This is a genomic window from Salinivibrio sp. IB282 (assembly GCF_001995685.1).
Classification (GTDB): domain Bacteria; phylum Pseudomonadota; class Gammaproteobacteria; order Enterobacterales; family Vibrionaceae; genus Salinivibrio; species Salinivibrio kushneri.
Window position 1 is genome coordinate 43,424 of sequence record NZ_MUET01000003.1, and the last position, 20,166, is coordinate 63,589.

The window sequence follows — 20,166 nt, forward strand, 5'->3', positions numbered from 1 at the left end:
TACATTAAACAGGCATATTCATAAGTTCTTTATACGCCTCAACTAACTTGTTGCGGGTTTGCACGGTGGCATCAAACGCCACACTCGACTTATTTCGAGCAATCATCACATCCGATAAGCTTACATTACGGTCACCTTCATCGAACCGCGTGGCAAGCTCGCCCGAGGTCTTTTGCAATCCATTTACATGATTAATCGCACTGGCAAGCATATCGCCAAATTCTTGGCTGACTTGTTGACCGGTTGCAGGCTGAGAGACATTTTTCGCGGCTGCCGTCATAGCTTGCATTTCTTGCGTCAGGGCATTGGCTTTCATCGTCGATCCTTCCTGTGTCAATATTTTGTCAATTCAGTCAGATTACTATCCGTCATCTTACTATCTGCAACTTTGAGACCACTTTCGCAAAAGCTGACGACGCTGGGTCACTACTGAGGAATATCAATCCCGGCATCACGCATTTTGGCCAGCTTATAGCGCAGTGTCCTAGGGCTGATCCCTAAGCGCTCGGCGACATCTTTGCGCCGCCCCTCACACGCACGGATGGTATCGAGTATGATAGAAAACTCTTGGTCGCGTAATTCGTTGCCCAAGCCTACTCCGTTCGGTGAGGGCTCTATCGTTTCTTGGACTGGCTCGGTCGGTGGCGTCGCAGCGGCTGCATGCGATTGACTATCCATCACCTTGTTTTGTAAGCCAGACGCATCTTGCCAGTCTTGCCCCTCGAGTAAAATATCTGTTGCTTGAATATGAGATTGGGTGGCCAGTATCAAGGCACGCTGCATGACGTTATCAAGCTCCCGCACATTGCCAGGCCAGGTGTAATTCAACAGCTTTTGCTCGGCGTTAGGCTGTATGCTGGGACAAGGCAGACCTTGTTTTTGACAATGCCGTGATAATAAATAATTTGCCAGCGGGATAATGTCACCTGGGCGTTCATATAACGCGGGCCAAGTGATGGGAAACACATTCAAACGGTAGTACAAGTCTTCGCGAAAGTGTCCTTGCGCCACATAGTCTTTTAGATCGCGGTTACTGGTGGCAAGCACCCGCAAGTCAAGCTGAATACTTTTGCGCCCCCCGAGGCGTTCCACCTCTCGCTCTTGTAATACGCGGAGCAGCTTGGCTTGCAGCCCCAAATCCATCTCACTGATTTCATCCAATAAGATAGTGCCACCTTGGGCTTGCTCAAATTTTCCCGGACATGCTTGCACCGCACCAGTAAACGCCCCTTTCTCATAGCCGAAAAGGGTGGCTTCCAGCATGTTTTCGGGAATCGCGGCACAGTTAATCGCGACAAAGGGGGCATTCGCGCGCGCAGAGTGGTCATGAATATAGCGCGCCATCACTTCTTTACCCGACCCTGACGGCCCAAGGATCATTACATTGGCGTCAGTATTGGCGACTTTATCGGCCAAGGCTAACAAGGCGACACTTTTCGGATCTTCTGCAATCGCATCCGAGTCATCGTTTTTAACCGGTGCATAGCGACTGACCATATTGAGGAGCACTTCTGGCGCAAAAGGTTTGGCCATGTAATCAATGGCCCCCTCTTTCATGGCGGCCACCGCATCCTCGATGTTGGCATAAGCGGTCATGAGCAATACCGGTAAATTTGGCGTATGCGTTTTGATTGATCGCAGAAGCGCCAAGCCATCCATCCCAGCCATCTGTACATCTGAAACAACAATATCAATTGGCTCGGCTTTTAATGTCACGAGCGCTTGCTCTGCACTGTCCGCTTCGCGCCAATGGTATCCCGCTAAGGCTAAAGTATCGACCAGCGCCTCGCGCAAACCTTCATCATCTTCAACGATTAGCACTATGGTTTGGCTCATTGTGTTTCTCCTACGCTCTTACCCTGCTCTGCCGCTCCCCCCTTGGCAAGCGGCAAACACAATGTAAAACAGGCCCCTTTTTCAGGTTCCGATTGTAAGGTGAGTTTGCCCTCATGGGCATGACACACCATTTGCACAACGGCGAGGCCAAGACCTGTACCTTGCTGTCGTGTGGTAAAAAAAGGCTCTAAAACTTTCGCTTGCAGCTCAGGCGCAATGCCTGGACCACTATCGGCAACAGACAGCAATAAACTATCGCCTTGTTGGCGCGAATCAACCACTACTTGGCAGCCCTTGCCCGCGACTTGAACAGCATTGACAACCAAGTTACTCAGCGCGCTGGCCAATGCATTGGGGTTACCGAGCAAGGGGAGGCTTTCATCATCGCTGTTAATGGAAAAATCAACATCGTGGCCTTGAATCACCGCATTCACCATGGGCTCAAGCTCATTAAACAACTGCTCAACGGTAAATACTTTCACCACCTTGTTGTCGCCACCTTTAGCAAACAACAACATATCGTTCACTTGCTTTTCTAAGTCATGTAGCCGGTCTAACAGTTTGAATTGAAACCGCTGCCGTGTCGCATCATTGAGGTTGGGCGCGCCAAGATTCGACGCATATAAAATCGCGCTAGATAGCGGCGTGCGCACTTGGTGAGCCAGCGACGCCACCATTTTACCCAACGACGACAACCGTTGCAGATCACTCACGCGCGACTGCAATAAGCGGGTTTCTGTCATGTCGGTGATCAAGATAAGTTGCCCTGAGTCAGACGCTGAAATGGCCAGCTTCACCCGACGGCCATCTTTAAGAGAGACCTCGTGTCCATCATCGTCTCGCGGCGAGAAAGCGCGTTGAATCACATCAAACCAGCGCTGCTGAGTGAGCGGTTCCCCAAGAAGGCGATGCGCCTCTGGATTGGCTTCAGCGACACGGCCATTAGCATCAAGCAAAATAACGCCTGCTGGCATCACATCGAGAACTTGCTTATACCGAGTGACTTGTTGATCCACTGATCCCAGTGGCGAAGATTGGGTTTCCATTTAGGCAACACACATTTCGATCAAGGTTTTACTCACTTAAGCAGAGATTATGCCATAAAAATAGCTAATATTATCAGCTAGTTGAAGACAAAAAAGCGAAGTCATTTTTTTGACTCCGCTTTTTGACGCCTCGTCGATCTAGATTAATTCTTCCTTATTCAATCCGTACTTTCGCATCTTTTCTACCAGTGTCGTTCGCCGCATACTCAGCATATCAGCGGCTCTGGCAACCACACCAGACTGCGCCTCTAGCGCCTGCTTAATCAAATCAATCTCAACCTCGGCGAGGGTTTCTTTTAAATTCACGCCCTCAGGCGGCAAGCTTGTGAATCCAGGACTATCCGCAAAGCCAGGCATATCCTCCTCGAAAGCAGGCTCATCCGGCTCATGAAACATCGCGGTAAGAGCCTCGCGTTCAGCCATCTCGGTATCTTCAACCGAATAGGCCTCAGGCTGAAATTCAGGAATATCACTGTAGCGATATTTGGCAGGCAAATGATTCACATCGACCATTCGCCCTGGGTACAAGATAACTAAACGCTCAATCAGATTCGCCAGCTCGCGAACATTGCCTGGCCACTCATGCTCCATCAGCGAATTAATCGCACGAGGGGAAATATGGATCCGACCATTACCTTCCACATCAAGGCGAGACATTAGCTCATGAATCAATAGCGGGATATCATCAATTCGCTCGCGCAGCGCTGGCATTTCGATCGGAAAAACATTGAGCCGATAATACAAATCTTCTCGAAACTCACCGTCTTTGATCATGGTTTCTAGCGTACGGTGGGTCGCGGCAACGACACGAACATTGGCGCGAATGCTTTTGTTGCCGCCTACGCGCTCAAACGTACGTTCTTGCAACACACGTAACAATTTAACTTGCATCGGCATCGGCATGTCGCCGATCTCATCCAAAAACAATGTTCCGCCTTCCGCCAACTCGAAGCGCCCTTTACGCGCTGAAATCGCCCCTGTGAAGGCACCTTTCTCGTGACCGAAGAGCTCGCTTTCTAGCAACTCGCCTGGAATCGCCCCGCAATTGACGGGGACAAAGGGGCCAGACGCGCGTGATGAGGCATGGTGAATATGACGCGCCACCACTTCTTTTCCGGTGCCAGATTCACCAAGGATCAAAACACTGGCTTCGGTAGACGCGACCTGCTCAATGAGATGACGAATCTGTTCGATAGCATCGCTTTTACCCACCATGTTATGAAAGGCGGTATTATCACCAGACAACTGTGGAATACTGAAAGCCTGTTTACCGGCAAACTCGCGACAGTGATGGAGTGCATCGAATAATTGCGGATAGTTCAAAGGTAGCCCAAGTTCACCCACATAGTTGGGTAACCCTGAAAGCTCACGATCGTGGCGTCGAATCGCAATCACAGGCACGTGATGATAGGTCGCAAGCTGCTCAAGTACTTTTTCAAGTAACGGTGTCGAGCGGACGTGGCCAAGAAAACATGCGCCCCAGTTTTGCTCCCAAAGTGCATCACTGACATCCGCGGTCGAGTGAAGCGCGTAACGCTCGCCGATAAAGTCGAGTATCACGCCGAGATCGTGACGAAACTGGTCATCGTCATCGATAACGAGGATCTTTGCTAAATCTTGCATGTGTGAGATACGTCTGCCCTGATAACTTTTTATAATCGTGTCGCTYTTCAGCAACAACAATCTCAATTTTAATCAAGACATTGTAATAGAGAACGCGCATAAGGCAACCGGAGACACAGTAAACCTGTGACTCCAGTGCCATGTCAGTAGTTTGATAGGCAGTTTAACTGGTCGCTTGAGTCATATTATGGTATTCGGAAGGGATCTGGTCCCAAGCGGATTTTATTTCTCTTAATAGTTCAATCACATCGTCGATGGGTTCCGGTTTATTTTCCAAATTCGCGCTACTCACCTGACGAATCATAAAGTCATAGATGGCGTCTAAGTTATCAGCGATATCGCCGCCATCATCCATTGATAGACATGCACGTAGATTAATAATGATATCTAACGCTTTACCTAACCGCTCACCTTTGACGGATAAGTCGCCTTGTGCCATGGCAGCTTTGCCTTGAATTAAGCGCTCAATCGCGCCGGCCATCAGCATTTGGATAACCTTATGAGGCGACGCAGCGCTTAATTGACTGTCAACCGAGACCTTCTTGTAGGCCTGTAGTGAGCCTCTCATAGTCTTCCTCACTTATTGAAATTTCTTATACAGCTGCACAGACTGCTTCCCCTTGCGCTGCTGTAACAAGCGCTTGGCAGCATCGGCTTTCTGCCCCTCGAGTGCATCAATGAGCGTTTCTGTTCTTGTTAACGCCTGAGACCATTGCTGTTGATTCGGCGCTTGCGGCGACGCTGCAATCTGGTCAAGTAACGCCTGTCTGTCATGCAATTGCTGAGCCAGCTTTTCTGAATCAATGTCACTCATGTTCAATTGCTGCGCAATAGTCTCATCAATCTGTTCGAGTGCGTCGAGCCATTCGGATACCTGGGTCATTATCAACCCGGCATAATGTTTTGCATAGCTTGTAACTGTGAACGCATTTGCGAGGTGGCTTCTTCCATCGCAGAAAAGCGCTGCATGGTCCGCGACTCTAAGTTTTCCATGCGGCGGTCTAGTTCTCGCTGGTCATCACGAAGGCGAAGTTTTTGCTCTGACAATGTGCTTTCACGATTACTGATCGCGCCTCCCGCGCCGGTAAAGCCGCCAACCACCTGTTCAAGCTGACGCGCAAAACCATCATTGCCACCAAAAAAACCTTCCAGTGCGTTAAAGTTTTGACGCAGTTGTCGGTCAAGTACCTTGTTGTCAACTTCTAGACGACCGTCCATGGTGGTAGTGACGCCAAGCTCACTCAGGGTTTTCATTCCCTCAGGCGCTTGCTCAATCGGTGACGAGAAAAGGTTACGCAATCGACTGGTTGCCGTTCGAATGACACTTTCCCCCACCAAAGGGCCGCCTTGCTGGCTCTCGGGGTCATACTGACTGACCGCTTGCGAGACACGGAAAAACGCATTGTAATTATCCACGAACGACGTAATGGTCGAACGCACTGACTCTCGGTCATGCTCAACGGCGAGTGACAGCGGCTTATCACTGGTTTGCGCCACTTCCAGAGATACGCCTTCGATGGCATTATCAAAGGTGTTGGTCGCACTCGAGACTGACGCGATACCATCAATCAGTATCTTGGCATCTTGTGCGGCTTGCATTTGTGCCATGCCATTATTGGCTTGTCCGGCTTTGAAGCCTAACTGATGAAGCGCACTGCCCACTTGCGCATCAACACTGACTTCCATCTGATTGTCCGCCCCCGTTTTATTGCCATTCAACACCATGCGTGCACCGCTATCATCCTGGATCAGCGACGCTTGCACACCAGGGTTTTTCGGATCGCTATTAATCGCCCGCACAACGTCAGCCAAGCTGTCTTTGCCTTGGGGAACATCAATCACACTGGTGCGATTACCCATGGTGATAGTGAGCTTGCCACTACCTAAAGACGCCTCAGCATCAACGCCTGGTGACACAAGCTTGTGTGCACCCGCGAGTTGCTGAACATCGATTTGATAACGACCGGGAATGGCATCTGGCGTCGCGCTGGCGCCAAGTGCGTCTGGATTGCTAACGGATGTGGTTCTCGCCGCAAAACCTTCATTGCGACGAAAATCGTACATTTGGGTTTTGAGTTTATCGAGAGATTCTTTTAAACGGCCAAACGCACTGATGTCGGTTTCAACCTCATTAGTGCGTTTGACAATGCGCTCTTGCTTGGGTGCACGTTCAGCATCCACGATTTTAGTGACCATGGCATTAATATCCATGCCACCGCCCATGCCTGCTGCCTTAACACTCATAACGACTCTCTCACCTCGTTATACCTTTTCTGTGACAAGCCCTCGCGCGTGTTGCGACAATTGCTTAGCAAGCTCTAACATTTCCTGCTCTGGGATCTGACGGATGATGTCACCACTGTTCATTTCATAAACGGTGATCACACTGCGTCCTGTGTCTTCATCCAAACGAAATGCGAGCCCTTTGTTAAAGTCGGACATAAACTCATCGAGCCGCTCTACCAACTTCTCCAGTTGTTGTCGTTGTAGTTGGCGATTTTCCTCAATGCGCTGTGACTGCTCTACACGGCGTTGTTGCATTGATTCTCTCACCTCACGACGATCTGCCTGCTGATGCTGGCTGACCGGATCTGGGCGTACTTTTCCAACTCTTACATCTCTAGCAACCTTTGTGCCATCAGAGTGTGCTGAGTGCGGCAGGGATGAATTTGTAACGGATGAAATGTCCATCGCTATTCACCTCCCAAAACGTAGCGGCGGCGATTAAGCCGCCACTCGTGAATGGTTTAACCGAGCAAGCTCAGTGCGGCTTGTGGTGCCTGCTTGGCTTGCGCCAAAATAGAGGTACCAGATTGCTGCAAGATTTGTGACTTGGTCAAGTTGGTTGTTTCTTTGGCAAAATCAACATCACGGATCTGGCTGTTAGAGGCCGAGACGTTTTCATTAACGTTATCCAAGTTGGCAATGGTGTGACTCAAGCGGTTTTGCTTCGCACCCAATTCTGCACGGTGAGAGTCGATAAACTGCATCGCGTTATCAATCATACCCACGGCTTTTTGCGCACCACCCATAGACGAAACATCAACATCTTTAATGGTTTCATCCACTTTGGTACCCATGGATAGCGATGCTGCCAACGCACCCGTGAAGGTAGCATCAGTGCCAGCACCGGTCACGATTTGCAGCTCGCCATCTTCCGTCACAGACGCGCTCAATTTGTCATCCGCTTGACCATTGATGTAAGTCGCGATCTCTTCGATATCATCGCCACCTTTGGCCGCCACGTTGATAGACGTAGACGTGCCGTCAGCGTTAGTGATATTGATTGCCATGGTGGCACCGGCAGCCGCCGTCCAACCTGCTGATTTGGCGTTAGTCGCCGTAAAGCTTGCCCCACCCATTTCACTGTGGTCTGCACGGATGTTTTTAAACTCCATCATCACCGCTTCACCGGCATCTGCCCCCACTTGGAAAGAGCGGGTACCGAAAGTACCGTTGAGCAGTTTCGCCCCACCGAACGAGGTGGTTTCTGCAATACGGTTCAGTTCGTCTTTCAGCGCGACAACCTCTTCTTGAATTGCGCTACGTTCAGAGTCACCGTTTGCACCGTTAGCGGATTGCAGTGACAAGTCACGCATACGTTGCAAGATGTTGCTTGATTCTTCCATCGCACCTTCAGCGGTTTGCGCCATTGAGATGCCGTCGTTCGCATTTCGAACAGCCACGCCCAAGCCACTGCTTTGCGCCATCAAACGGTTAGAAATCTGAAGGCCTGCCGCGTCGTCTTTAGCACTGTTAATGCGAGAACCGGATGACAAACGCTCCATCGAGTTGTTCAGCGCATCGGTTGAATTATTCAAATAACGCTGAGACGTCATCGCAGGGACGTTAGTGTTAACAGTAATAGCCATAACTATTCTCCTTTGGTTCTAGGTCCGGCTTCGCCCAGCTGACCAGGGAAAACCAGTATCAAAATTGTTCACAACCCATTTAGCGGCGCACGTAGAGAAAGCTTTAGCTTTTTTATCGGTGCTTGGCGGTGCATTTACACCACTGCCGTAAGGCGTTATGAAGGTTAACGCCCAAAGGAGAAATATCTTTAGGAAGATTTTTGGAAAAATAGCATAAAAAAAAGCGGCAACCGATTGCCGCTTTTAGTGTGCTGATATGCAGGTATTATTGTAGGAGGTTTAGTGCCGCTTGCGGCATCTGTTTCGCTTGCGCCAACATCGAAGTGCCCGCCTGTTGCAGGATTTGCCCCTTGGTCATTGCCGTGGTTTCTCGGGCAAAGTCGGTATCACGGATCCGGCTGTTAGACGCAGACACGTTCTCCTGGATATTCGACAAGTTACTGATGGTGTGACTGAGTCGGTTTTGCTTAGCACCCAAGTCCGCCCGTTGGCTATCGATATAACGCATTGCAGAGTCAATGACCCCAACGGCCATTTGCGCGCCACCCACATCCGACACATCAAGGTCGGCGGCGGTGACCAAATCACCATTGCCAGACACCATCCCCAAAGAGGTCGCCAACCCGCCACCAAAGTTCACCGCACCTTCAACTTTGTGCTCTTCGATAAAGATTTGAAGTTGACCCTCTTCATCTACCGAGGCGGTTAACATTTCATCAGACTGACCATTGATGTAACTAGCCAGCTCTTCAACATCATCGCCCGCTTTTGCATTAATACTCAAACTAATGTTTTCACCATCTTTGGTGGTGAACTGCAGTTGTAATGTCGAGGCTGCGCCATCCACTTCCCACCCAGCTGATTTGGGTTGACCGCCAACAAATTCTACGCCACCCATGCGGAAATCATCAGCGCGAATACTCGATAGTCCCATGATGATCGCCTCACCGGCATCCGCACCAATTTGGAACGAGGCCTCACCAAACGAGCCATTAAGCAATCGACGGCCACCAAACGCCGTGGTTTCAGCAATCCGATTAAGCTCATCTTTCAGTGCTTCCACCTCTTCTTGAATCGCCACGCGCTCAGATTTACCATTGGCACCGTTTGCAGACTGGAGGGAAAGATCCCGCATACGCTGCAAAATATTGGTCGATTCCTGCATGGCCCCTTCGGCGGTCTGCGCAATAGAAATACCATCATTGGCGTTTCGCATTGCCACATCAAGGCCACGTGTTTGGGCAACCAAACGGTTAGAGATCTGCAAACCCGCCGCGTCGTCTTTAGCGCTGTTAATTCGGCTACCTGACGACAGACGTTCCATTGAATTATTCAACTCATCGGTCGCTTTATTCAGGTAACGCTGCGCAGTCATCGCAGACACGTTGGTGTTAACGGTTACACCCATTTTGCTCTCCTTTGACTTTCGCTTGCTTTGCGAAACAGCCTACCCGCGACGTGTTGCACTGTGTTTGGCGGTGCTGCGGGAACAGCTTGTTAATCAGTTTCAAAATCAGCCGGTCAAAAACTGGCCGCTTGAACAAACAAATACAATATGTGTGCCAACTTTTATAAACCACTTATAATCAATCACTTAAATGAAATATTCGTACTCACAGCCAAGATTTACTCGAAAAATTCTGCCGTTTTTCTGTGCTTAGCGGCAAGGTACGGCAATGCCTCGCCTAGCTTTTTGCCGTCTGTATGAAAGTTAGCCTGCAAGTTAGCGGCCAACTTCTTTCAACAGCCGGACGCAAGGCATATTTTTTGCTAAATTATTGGTTTATCGATGCTCGCCAGCCTCACGCTGTGATGGACGAGACTTTCACGGATAACAGGACGATGTAACCGATGACGCAAGACAATGACGGCCACACCAATATGACGCTGGATGACGCCTTTCAGCTCGGGATTCGTCTTTACCAAGAAGGGAAGAAACCCGATGCGCGGCAAGTATTCGAGCAAATACTGAGCCATGCCCCCGATACGGTTCAAGTGCGGCAAGTGCTGGCCGTACTGGATGCGGAAGTGGGGCAATACGTGCAAGCAATGGCTCACCTTGACCACGCGCTTGAGCATGCCCCTGACGATCTGTCTTTGTTGTTCGATAAGGCACAGTTATTGACGCAACAAGGGCATAACCACGCGGCCATGGAAATCGTTGAAGCACTGTTTGCCGCCGCCCCCACCAACCAAGACATCCTTAATTTGCGTGAGCAGTTGACGGCCAAACTCGGCCTACAAGGAGAAAATCGTCGAACGCATGCTTTGCGTGACGAGCTCCACCAGCTGAAGAACCAAGGGCTGGCGGATGAAATTAACAAAACCTTGTCAGTGGCAGCTGATTTGGTCGCTGATGGACACAGTGACCAAGCCGAACAGCTTTATCAAACCATACTCACCCTGGAGCCTGATTATCCACCTGCGCTAATGGCATTGGCACAGCAAGCACTGGAGCAGAAAGCGTTCGGCAAAGCACAACAATTGCTACTACGCGGCAGTGACAAAGCACAGGCTCATCCAATTTGGCAACTGTTACTCATCCGTGCAGAAGCCGGGCTGGGTGAGTATGCTAGCGCGCGCCAGCGCTGCTTAACGACCTATAAGCAGACACAAGACACGGCATTTATGCGTCAACTCCTGGTGGTTTATCTCAATGAAGCAAACTGGTTAGAAGCAAGCAAACTGGCCAAACAATGTTTGCGTGATGAGCCTGAGCGCGGTGAGTTACATTATGCTTATGCCCGTGCCACCTTCGAACTGCTCAAGCAGCACCATCAATTTACCCAAGATAAATTAACCGATTGCTACCAGATCCACGAGAAGGCGCTCAATCATGTCAAGGATAAGCAAGCCAATACACTACAAGCACAATTGGGCGAGCTTGATTGGTATATGGGCGATATTGACCAAGCTCAGCAGCGCCTCGAGACCCTGCTAGCTTCTCAGCCTGACGATCACGCACTGCGATTCAATCTGGCGTTTGTCTATCGCACGCAAATGGCATGGGAGAAATTCTATCAAGCCAATGAGGCGGGGATTGAGTGCGGTCGCCGCCTCAAATATCACGGCAACTTACCTTGTTGGGACTTGTTTCGGCCTGAGACGGATGCCGTGCTTATCATGCCCGAGCAAGGGGTCGGCGATGAACTGGCTTATTTACATAACGTCGCCATGGTGGTTGAGCGCGCCCGTCAAGTCTATGTCGGCTGTGATCCTCGCTTGGAGCCGGTGTTGCGTCAGGCTTTTCCCAGCACGGAGRTTGTGCCCATTTCTCGTACTGACGGAAAAGATATTTTTGTGCCAGAACATGTCCTGGCCGATATTGATAGCTGGATTGCCGGAGGGTCGTTAGCGGGCCTGTGCTACCACCACTTTGGGCGTCACCTCTATCAACAAACCTATATCGTTCCGGATGTCGCCGCCGATGCGCCTTGGATCGCTCCGTTAGCCGAGCTACATCAACACGGGCCTGTGTTTGGTGTGTGTTGGCGAAGTGGCCTCGCCGCCGCCACGCGTAACATTCACTATTTGGTGGCAGATGAATTAGCAGGCTGGATAAAAGCCGTTCGCCAGCTTTGTCCTAACGCCCAGTTTGTCAATTTACAATACGGTGAGTGTGAAAAAGAGCTGAGTAAAATCAAAAAACAAACGGGCGTTGAGATCGTATCACTGCCGGGATTAGATCTTAAAAATGATTTTATGGGGACCGCGCATGCGATCAAACAGCTCTCGGGGGTATTTACCGCGGGGACAGCGGTGCATCGGCTGACGGTTGCCGTCGGCACACCTTGCTATGTGTTTTTTGCCGGCCATAAAGAGAGCGATATACAAACGCCAGAGTCGATGCCGGGCTACGCAGAGTATGCGTTTAGTTACCCGCCTATGCTCAAAGACAAGCAACCTCTGCTTGATGCCATGGCACGCCGTATAGTGAGTGATCTCTGCCCCTAAAGGGCGAGCCCGCAAGCCTAACCGGAGACAAAACGGGGCCGCTGATGCGACCCCGTTTTCTTCTTATCCTCGGCACCTTGTGACAATCAAACGCTGACACTTTGGATTAGATATAATTAAACAGGGAGAGATCTTTAGTTTTGGCAAAGGCCTGCTGAGAGGCTTGCAGCGCGAGCATGTCCTCGTTCATATCGATGGCCGCTTGGGTATAGTCCAAGTCTTCCATGGTGCCCAGTGAGCGATTGAGGACCAACTTGAAGTCTTTGTGCATACTTTCTTGTCGATCGAGTGTGGTCAACCGTGTGCCGACCTCTGAGCGTGCCTTGTTCAAGTGCTTGAAGGCCGCCGCAAACTGTTCAGTCACTTGGTGGAGTTCTGCCGTAGCAGACGCATCATCAATATCGGCATATGATAGCGCGGCACCATTTTTAAACGAATCGAAAATATTGAAGCTGTCTTGTCTTTCTAAATTGATGGTATCACCTGGCTTCATCTCACCTTCGAAGGTCATTTTCAACGTGTTCCATTCAACGCCGTTTTGCGGGTCATACAGCCCAGCACTGACTTCAGTGCCATCTTGCATCAACGAGTAGGTGGTATCGCCATTGGCATTAACATCAAAGGAAACCGAATAGTTAGAGGTATCCGCATCATTGGTATTTTCCGCTTTCGCCATCAGCAATAAAGAGCCATCTTCGAGATCATATTCGGGCTGATAGTCACCAAAGGGATTATCAATTTCCATAAACAGTTTATCGCCTGGATCAGACGTCGGCACTTCCACCGCAGGGGCCACTTGGGCGGTACGAAAGTAACTATCTCCCGCATAACGCACATTGCCTTGACTATCACGATAAAACGGCTGTGTACTGGTCTGGGTACCGGAAAACAGAAAGTTACCTGACTCATCCTTGGTGTTTACCAAGTCCATAAAATTATCAAACATCCCTTGCAAGTCTTGCCGGTGCGCGGTGCGATCTTCCACCGATAATGAGCCGTTGATCATCGCCATCACTTTGCGTTTGGCGCCGTCCATGATTTGCTCGGACTCATCAATCGCGATTTCTTCGCGGGTTTGCCGGTTTCGCGCTAACGTAATCGAGTCRACAAATTGGTCGATTTGCTCATCTTGTTGACGAAAGTTTTGAATGTAGATCGACGACACCGGATCATCACCGGATGTAATAACACGTTTCCCCGTCGCCATCTGCTCTTGGTTATCCTGTACCTTCACATTCTGGCGCATAATGTCGTTAGAGACAGACTGGTAATTGTGAAAGCTGGCAATACGACTAATCATACTGTCCTACCTTATCGCGTTGCATTGAGCAGAGAATCAAAGGTTTCATTGGCGGCGGTCATGATCCGTGACGCGGCCATATACGCGCGCTGAAACTTCATCATGTTGGACGCTTCTTCATCCAGGTTCACCCCAGACACTTCCGCCACGCGACTTTCTGCGGCATCGTGTTCAACCATGCTCACATCTTGTAGACGCTTAAAGGAGGCTTTTTGTACCCCAAGATCGGTGCTTAGCCCCTCATAAACATCGAGCACGGTCGAACGACCGTTGTCCATCAGCTTTTCCGTTTGCAGCTCTTGCATGCGGATCAGGTTACTGTTGTCACCATCCGCCGGGTTCAAGCTGACCGCCAAGACATCATCGGGGGCCGCTTTATCGTTGACCTCAATGATGGTGCCGTTGACATCAACGGGTCCACCTGGCGGATAGGTCTGTGGCGCGACCAAGACTTGCCCCTTAGGATCGGTCACCGCAAATTGACTGCCATCGGGGGAGAGCCGAACTTGAAACTCTTTTTGTCCACCGGCTTGTAAAATTCGTACATCACCGTCGCCGTTACTCACCGAGCTTGCACTGACATAGCTTTGTGCCGCGATATCCGCCGGATCATCCATGGTCACACGCATTTGCCCTGCCGCTGAGCGGGCGGGCCGAATTAAAACGCGCTCGTTAGCCGCCAACCCGGCATCCACTTGCACGCGCATCCCGTCGACATTAAAACTTGGCGGCGTGCCGCTAGGGGTCACCGTCGATTGTTTTCCATCTGGTGAGGTGAGGGAATATTGGGTGCCATCAAACTTGAGTTGATAATCACCCCGTTTGAGCTGCTGAAGATCATCGATATACACTTTCAAGTCTGCCGTGGAATTGCTGCTTTTTATCGCGCGCGCACTCGCAATACGGTCACTGTTATAGTCAGTGAAAATGTTCTTGCCGACCTCACCGTTAAGATCGAACCCTTGCCCCTGTAAGTCATTGAGCGACTCAGAAAAGCCAATGGCCATCCGACCTAATTCGTCTCGCGCTTGTCCCAAGGTATCATCCCGATATTCAAACAATGCCCCGAGTTTGCCGCGGATGTCTTGGTTGGAAATGGGTTTAACACTCTTACCTTCAACGAGAGCCAAGCGACGCTCTTTGTGATCCGGCTCACCTGGTAAGGTCGCCAACTCACTGCTATTCATCCCTGATACCAGCATATGGCCACTGCCGATAATCACGTTAAATAATCCGTCCTCACGCGCGTTCACACTCACCTGCGTATATTCAGAGAGCTCACGGATCAGCTTATCATRACGATCTAACAAGTCATTGGCTTCGCCGGGGGTTTTGAGCATTGCCTTGTGCACGTCCACCAGTTCTTGGCCAATGTCATTCATCCGCTTAACGGTCGCGTCTATTTGAGAAGAGGTATCAATTGACTGCTGCTGCAACACACCATAAACATCGTTCATGCCAGCGGCGACCATACGCGCTTTTTCGAGCACGACTTTACGAGCGCCCATGTCACTGGGGCTATCGGCCAGCCCTTTAACCGCGCCATAGAATTCGTTCATGTTCTCGGGGATTTTTTTGGCCGAGTGCGCCATCATATCGTCGAGTCGACCGAGTTGATCATTGCGTGCGGCGGCGTGAGACAAATTCGAGGTCGCCACATTCAGTTCATTGACCGCAAACTTATCATAGTTACGGCGTACCGCTGCAGCATGAACACCAGTACCGTAATTATTGCCGCCCCAAAAGTGGACATCATTGGTTTTTTGCTCAACCGACTGACGACTATATCCCTCCGTATTCACGTTAGAGATATTGTGACCTGTTGTATTCAGCTGTCGCTGCGCAGTCAGTACGCCTTGCGACCCAAGGGAAAGCAGGTCCAAGCCCATTGTGCCTCCAAATAACCCGGCAATTAAAACGAGATACTAGGAAACTAGCAAAAATTGAGCCAAGGAGAGATTAAAAATAAAAATCATTGATAAACATGATGTTAAGAGAATAGTAAACCGCATCAAAGAGAGCAAAAACCAGAACGGCAAGCCCTTGCCTGCCACTCTTCTAGTCCATCATGTCGCGGACTTGGTCGAGTACACGAATGACCTTATCCGCGTATTCCGGATCGGTCGCATACCCGGCTTGATGAAGCTCGCGAATAAACCGTTCAGGTTGCGCAGATTGTGATAAAGCTTGCTCATAGCGTGGATTATCACGCACAAATGAGACGAAATCGTCAAAACTCTCTTGATAAGACGGGTACGAACGAAAGCTTGCCGTTTCTTTAACCGGGATCCCGTCATACACTTCCAGGGTTTGTGTGGCGACTTTATCGCCCCCCCAACCTTGATCCGCCTTTATATTAAACAGGTTATGACTGTTATCGCGGGCATTGGCGATCACCTTCTTTCCCCAACCGGTTTCTAGTGCCGCTTGAGCAAGAATAATCGCCGGATCAGTGCCCAGCGCACGCGCCGCGCGACGTGCATGCGGCGCCAGCGTATTCACAAAGGAATCTGGAGAATCAAAGCCTTCTGACCGTTGGGACGCGGGGAGACGGGTGGCTGGCGGCGCGATAGACTGGCTATCGAGCGCCGCAATCGCCTGTTCTGCCGCCTCTCGACTACGATTTTGATCCAATGGCAAAGTTTGCGCCGACGCGCGAGCCGCTTCATTCATATCTGGCYGGCTGTCGCCCAGCGCTTTGCCTAATTGTTCAACAATCATATCCGCGAGCCCCAGTGAGCCTTCTCGACTGAGTTCACTGGCCATCTGTTCATCAGCCATCTTCTCATAAAACTTCGAGGTACGATCATCAATCAAGTCAGACTCAAATGCCTCATTGGCATCACGCATCGACTTGAACAGCATCTGGGTAAATAAGGACTCGAACTGCTCCGCCGCTGAACGCAACGCCGCTTTTTCATCCCCTTCTTCCCCTTTCACGGCTTGGCGACGTAATGAATCGAGCTGGCTTATATCGTGTACAAATTGACTATCAACCGGAGATTTCATGCGTTGCCCTATATCACTATCAATTGGCCATCGATGGCCCCGGCCTGTTTCAGCGCTTGCAGAATCGCCATGAGATCCGAGGGTGCCGCGCCAACCCCATTCACGGCACGTACGAGGTCGTCTAGGGTCACGCCAGGTTTAAAGTGGAACATCCGCCCTTCTTCTTCCTCAACATCGATCTCGGTATCAGGCGTGACCACAGCTTCACCGCCTCCTAGTGGATTAGGTTGATCAACGTTGAAGTCTTCTTGAATGGAGACCGTCATCCCCCCATGAGTAATGGCGGCTGGGCGAAGGCGAACATTTTGCCCAACCACAATGGTGCCGGTACGAGAGTTAACGATTATTTTCGCTGCCGCATCCMCCGGCTGAAACTCAATATTTTCCACGGTGGATAAGAAAGCCACGCGCTGGCTCACATCGCGTGGCGCTCGGACTCTCACTGAGGTCGCGTCCATGGCCGATGCGGTAGACGGACCAAGAAAGCGATTAACCGCATCCGCCATACGCTGTGCGGTGGTAAAGTCGGATTGGAACAGGTTAAAGGTCAGGTAATCACCACGACCAAAGGGATTAGGGACTTCCCGCTCAACGGACGCGCCATTGGTAATACGGCCAACGGTTGGGGTGTTGCCCACCAGCTCAGAGCCATCGGCCCCGGTAGCGCTAAAACCACCGACAATCAAGTTTCCTTGTGCGGTGGCATAGACCTTATCATCCAAACCTTTGAGAAAAGTTTGTAGCAAGGTGCCGCCACGTAAGCTCTCTGCCGACCCAATCGACGACACAGTAACGTCAAGTTTTTGACCTTGTTTGGCAAACGCGGGCAAGTCAGCGGTGACGGCGACGGCGGCAATGTTGGCCGATTGAGGATTGATATCTGGCGGCAATTGGATGCCAAAGTTTTCCAGCATCGACTTAAAGCTTTGATCAGTATAGGGCGTGCTCTCGCCGGTACCCGGTAACCCCACCACCAAGCCATAACCCGTTAGGGTGTTACTGCGTACCCCAGCCACCTCCGCCACATCTTTGATGCGCGCGGCCAGGCTGGGCATCGCCACCGTCAGCAGGACTATCAATAACAACCACTTTTTCACGTCAACTCTCCGGCACATTGTAGGGCTACAAGGTGACATTAAAGAATCGTGCCAACCAACCTTGCTCTTGGGTATCTTGTCGCTCACCGGTGCCTGAATACTGAATTCTGGCGTTGGAAATACGGGTCGATGCAATGGTGTTGTCAGTGCCGATATCGGCCGGACGAATGGTACCGCTGAGACGGATGTACTCATCCCCGGAGTTCAACGTAAGCCACTTTTCACCGCGCACCATCAGGTTACCGTTCGCCAACACATCCACTACCTGCACAGAGATAGAGCCTTGAAGGCTGTTACTTTGATCCGCTGAGGTAGAGCCAGTTACCGAATTGTCATTACTGACTTCGTACGACAAGGTTCGATCGCCAATGGTGATCTCTTCACCACCAAGCGAGAGGGGATCCATGGTCAGATCATTGGATTTGGCTAAGTCAGAACTGGCGCTTTTTTGTGCTTGGGTATTTTCTTCCAGCATCACGGTCACAATGTCGCCTAGCCCGCGAGGCTTGGAACCATCATAGAGATCACGCTGTTCACTTTCATTAAACAAAGAGCCCGTTGCCGTGGCATAGTGCTCAGGAGGTTGTTGTGGGCGAATCGGCGACCAAGCTGGATCGCCCGCTTTGGGATCGTCACGTTGGCGCAACATGCCAATTAAGCCTTCGCTCTCTGGTGTGGTGTCCCCTTCTACCGCGTCGGTGGTGGAGGTCGCTTGGTCAAGATCACTGCCTGTATCTTGTTGCCCCGGCAATGAACAGCCACCCAGCCCCAACAAGGTGGCAAGGAAAAAGCCTGGGATTAATATACGTTGCACCGACATCATTGCCTCCTAAACCTTACTTAAAGCTGCTGATTGACGTAGCTGAGCATCTGGTCAACCGACGAGATCACTTTGGAGTTCATTTCGTAGACACGCTGAGCCTCAATCATGTTCACCAGCTCTTCAGTCACATTGACGTTAGAGGTTTCCAGCATCGATTGCTTGACTTCACCAAAGCCATCAAGCCCGGGAACGCCTTCTTGTGGATCACCACTCGCGCCAGTGGGTAGGTAAATATTTTGGCCAATCGGTTCTAATCCCCCCGGGTTAATAAAGTCGGCCGTGGTAATTTGACCCAGTACTTGGTTCTCTTGCTGACCACGTAATCGCACAGACACTTCACCATCGGTTCCGACCGTCACTTGCACCGCATCGTCGGGAACGGTGATTTCAGGCTCCAAGGTGTAACCTGAACCTGACGTCACTATCGTGCCTTCATCATTCAAGGTAAATTGGCCGTTACGCTGATAGCCGATGTTGCCATCAGGGAGCAGTACTTGGAAAAAGCCGTCTCCCTCAATCATCATGTCGAGGGCATTGTCTGTGGTTTGCACATTACCATTGGTGTGGACACGCTGGGTGGCCACCACCTTTGAACCGGAACCCAGCATCAATCCACTTGGCAACTCAGTGTTCTGTGAGGATTGCCCACCTGGTTGGTTAATGTTCTGGTAGAAGAGATCTTCAAACACCGCGCGTGATTTTTTAAACCCGACAGTGGATGCGTTGGCGAGGTTATTCGAAATCGTCGAGATATTGGTCTGCTGCGCATCAAGTCCGGTTTTACTGACCCATAATGCTGGATGCATAATTACTTCCTCTTAATAAACCTTAGCCAAGCCGTAATAGTGATGCTGACGACTCGTCCATTTTTTCCGCGGTTTTCATTAACTTCACTTGCATTTCAAAATGACGTTGCAAGTCGATTAACTTAGTCATCTCACCCACAGCGTTGACGTTACTGCCTTCTAACGCCCCTGTTTGCMACGTGACACCAGCATCGGCTGGAAACACAGTGCCGGCCTCTTTGGGTTTGAACACGCCGTCTTTGTCTTTAAAGAGATCTTGATTATCTGGGCGAACCAGTTTGATTCTATCCACCACTTCCATCGCATCAGGTGGCGCACCTTGGGGGAGTACAGAAACACCGCCGTCTTTGCCCACTTCAATTTTTGCTGCAGGGAGGGGAATAAATATCGGGCCCCCATTCTCTCCGAGAATGAGGTTACCATTACTGTTTTGGAGTAGGCCGGTTTGATCCACTTTGAGATGGCCCGCACGGGTGTAGCCTTCTTGCCCTTGGCTGTCTAGCACTGACATCCAGCCTTCACCTTGCACCGCCACATCCAGATTACGACCTGTAGTAATGGTTGAGCCTTGCTCGAAGCTGTATCCAGGTCGCTCAGTCATGTTGAATACTCGACTGGGTAGCCCCTCGCCATAAGCTTGCATGGCGCGAGACTGTTCAAGGTCAGCCCGGAAACCGGTGGTGCTGACATTGGCCAAGTTATTAGAGCGCAATTGCATAGCCTGCATGTCTTGCTTTGCGCCACTCATGGCAAGGTATAACGAGCGATCCATAATTGGTTGCCTCCACAATCGTTCTACA

General features: G+C 50.6%; 18 protein-coding genes. 1 reads left to right on the top strand and 17 read right to left on the bottom strand.

Features of this window, described 5'->3' with window-relative positions; all coding sequences use genetic code 11:
- Positions 1 to 4: 4 nt before the first annotated feature.
- The 10 genes from fliE to BZG14_RS01385 form a co-directional block, all read right to left on the bottom strand.
- Entirely contained in the window at positions 5 to 316 is a 312-nt protein-coding gene (gene fliE / locus BZG14_RS01340; protein ID WP_077607753.1) for a flagellar hook-basal body complex protein FliE, read from the bottom strand.
- Between the two features lie 110 nt (positions 317 to 426).
- Complete coding sequence (locus BZG14_RS01345) at positions 427 to 1,836, bottom strand: sigma-54-dependent transcriptional regulator (RefSeq protein WP_077607754.1); 1,410 nt, start codon at positions 1,834 to 1,836, stop codon at positions 427 to 429.
- Positions 1,833 to 2,882 carry a sensor histidine kinase gene (locus tag BZG14_RS01350; protein WP_077607755.1) on the bottom strand — a complete coding sequence of 350 codons (1,050 nt, stop codon included), beginning with the start codon at positions 2,880 to 2,882 and terminating at the stop codon, positions 1,833 to 1,835. Before BZG14_RS01350 ends, BZG14_RS01345 begins: the two co-directional genes overlap by 4 nt.
- A gap of 138 nt (positions 2,883 to 3,020) precedes the next feature.
- Complete coding sequence (locus BZG14_RS01355; protein WP_077607791.1) at positions 3,021 to 4,505, bottom strand: sigma-54 dependent transcriptional regulator; 1,485 nt, start codon at positions 4,503 to 4,505, stop codon at positions 3,021 to 3,023.
- A gap of 163 nt (positions 4,506 to 4,668) precedes the next feature.
- The gene (gene fliS / locus BZG14_RS01360; RefSeq protein WP_077607756.1) at positions 4,669 to 5,073 is read right to left on the bottom strand and encodes a flagellar export chaperone FliS; all 405 of its coding nucleotides are present in this window, start codon (positions 5,071 to 5,073) and stop codon (positions 4,669 to 4,671) included.
- Between the two features lie 12 nt (positions 5,074 to 5,085).
- Complete coding sequence (locus BZG14_RS01365) at positions 5,086 to 5,388, bottom strand: hypothetical protein (RefSeq protein WP_077607757.1); 303 nt, start codon at positions 5,386 to 5,388, stop codon at positions 5,086 to 5,088.
- 2 nt (positions 5,389 to 5,390) lie between these two features.
- Entirely contained in the window at positions 5,391 to 6,749 is a 1,359-nt protein-coding gene (gene fliD / locus BZG14_RS01370) for a flagellar filament capping protein FliD (RefSeq protein ID WP_077607758.1), read from the bottom strand.
- A gap of 18 nt (positions 6,750 to 6,767) precedes the next feature.
- A complete protein-coding gene (locus tag BZG14_RS01375) occupies positions 6,768 to 7,166 on the bottom strand; it encodes a flagellar protein FlaG (RefSeq protein WP_443508368.1) in 399 nt (132 codons plus the stop codon).
- An 86-nt stretch (positions 7,167 to 7,252) separates the two neighbouring features.
- Positions 7,253 to 8,377: a flagellin gene (locus tag BZG14_RS01380; RefSeq protein ID WP_077607760.1), complete on the bottom strand. Its 1,125-nt coding sequence runs from the start codon at positions 8,375 to 8,377 to the stop codon at positions 7,253 to 7,255.
- A 265-nt stretch (positions 8,378 to 8,642) separates the two neighbouring features.
- Positions 8,643 to 9,785, bottom strand: a complete 1,143-nt coding sequence (locus tag BZG14_RS01385) for a flagellin (protein ID WP_077607761.1) — start codon at positions 9,783 to 9,785, stop codon at positions 8,643 to 8,645.
- A 443-nt stretch (positions 9,786 to 10,228) separates the two neighbouring features.
- Here BZG14_RS01385 and BZG14_RS01390 point away from each other — a divergent pair, with 443 nt between their 5' ends.
- Positions 10,229 to 12,331 (top strand): tetratricopeptide repeat protein, encoded by a 2,103-nt coding sequence (locus BZG14_RS01390; RefSeq protein ID WP_077607762.1) that lies wholly within the window; start codon positions 10,229 to 10,231, stop codon positions 12,329 to 12,331.
- A 106-nt stretch (positions 12,332 to 12,437) separates the two neighbouring features.
- Here BZG14_RS01390 and flgL read toward each other — a convergent pair whose 3' ends face one another.
- The 7 genes from flgL to flgF all read right to left on the bottom strand — a co-directional run bounded on the left by flgL (position 12,438) and on the right by flgF (position 20,138).
- Positions 12,438 to 13,631 carry a flagellar hook-associated protein FlgL gene (gene flgL / locus BZG14_RS01395; RefSeq protein ID WP_077456389.1) on the bottom strand — a complete coding sequence of 398 codons (1,194 nt, stop codon included), beginning with the start codon at positions 13,629 to 13,631 and terminating at the stop codon, positions 12,438 to 12,440.
- Between the two features lie 11 nt (positions 13,632 to 13,642).
- Complete coding sequence (flgK, locus tag BZG14_RS01400; protein ID WP_077607763.1) at positions 13,643 to 15,520, bottom strand: flagellar hook-associated protein FlgK; 1,878 nt, start codon at positions 15,518 to 15,520, stop codon at positions 13,643 to 13,645.
- Between the two features lie 169 nt (positions 15,521 to 15,689).
- Positions 15,690 to 16,640 (bottom strand): flagellar assembly peptidoglycan hydrolase FlgJ, encoded by a 951-nt coding sequence (flgJ, locus tag BZG14_RS01405; RefSeq protein ID WP_077607764.1) that lies wholly within the window; start codon positions 16,638 to 16,640, stop codon positions 15,690 to 15,692.
- Between the two features lie 8 nt (positions 16,641 to 16,648).
- Positions 16,649 to 17,695, bottom strand: a complete 1,047-nt coding sequence (locus tag BZG14_RS01410) for a flagellar basal body P-ring protein FlgI (protein ID WP_443508370.1) — start codon at positions 17,693 to 17,695, stop codon at positions 16,649 to 16,651.
- Positions 17,696 to 17,762: 67 nt separating this feature from the next.
- Entirely contained in the window at positions 17,763 to 18,551 is a 789-nt protein-coding gene (locus BZG14_RS01415) for a flagellar basal body L-ring protein FlgH (protein WP_077607792.1), read from the bottom strand.
- Positions 18,552 to 18,577: 26 nt separating this feature from the next.
- Positions 18,578 to 19,366 (bottom strand): flagellar basal-body rod protein FlgG, encoded by a 789-nt coding sequence (gene flgG / locus BZG14_RS01420; protein WP_077607766.1) that lies wholly within the window; start codon positions 19,364 to 19,366, stop codon positions 18,578 to 18,580.
- 22 nt (positions 19,367 to 19,388) lie between these two features.
- The gene (gene flgF / locus BZG14_RS01425; protein WP_077607767.1) at positions 19,389 to 20,138 is read right to left on the bottom strand and encodes a flagellar basal-body rod protein FlgF; all 750 of its coding nucleotides are present in this window, start codon (positions 20,136 to 20,138) and stop codon (positions 19,389 to 19,391) included.
- Between the last annotated feature and the right edge of the window lie 28 nt (positions 20,139 to 20,166).

What these genes read in the sequence shown, in the direction of transcription:
- BZG14_RS01355 (WP_077607791.1), bottom strand. Translation starts at nt 4,505, where the DNA reads ATGCAAGATTTAGCAAAGATCCTCGTTATCGATGACGATGACCAGTTT.
- fliD (WP_077607758.1), bottom strand. Translation starts at nt 6,749, where the DNA reads ATGAGTGTTAAGGCAGCAGGCATGGGCGGTGGCATGGATATTAATGCC.
- fliE (WP_077607753.1), bottom strand. Translation starts at nt 316, where the DNA reads ATGAAAGCCAATGCCCTGACGCAAGAAATGCAAGCTATGACGGCAGCC.
- BZG14_RS01365 (WP_077607757.1), bottom strand. Translation starts at nt 5,388, where the DNA reads ATGACCCAGGTATCCGAATGGCTCGACGCACTCGAACAGATTGATGAG.
- BZG14_RS01350 (WP_077607755.1), bottom strand. Translation starts at nt 2,882, where the DNA reads ATGGAAACCCAATCTTCGCCACTGGGATCAGTGGATCAACAAGTCACT.
- fliS (WP_077607756.1), bottom strand. Translation starts at nt 5,073, where the DNA reads ATGAGAGGCTCACTACAGGCCTACAAGAAGGTCTCGGTTGACAGTCAA.
- BZG14_RS01385 (WP_077607761.1), bottom strand. Translation starts at nt 9,785, where the DNA reads ATGGGTGTAACCGTTAACACCAACGTGTCTGCGATGACTGCGCAGCGT.
- BZG14_RS01345 (WP_077607754.1), bottom strand. Translation starts at nt 1,836, where the DNA reads ATGAGCCAAACCATAGTGCTAATCGTTGAAGATGATGAAGGTTTGCGC.
- flgG (WP_077607766.1), bottom strand. Translation starts at nt 19,366, where the DNA reads ATGCATCCAGCATTATGGGTCAGTAAAACCGGACTTGATGCGCAGCAG.
- BZG14_RS01380 (WP_077607760.1), bottom strand. Translation starts at nt 8,377, where the DNA reads ATGGCTATTACTGTTAACACTAACGTCCCTGCGATGACGTCTCAGCGT.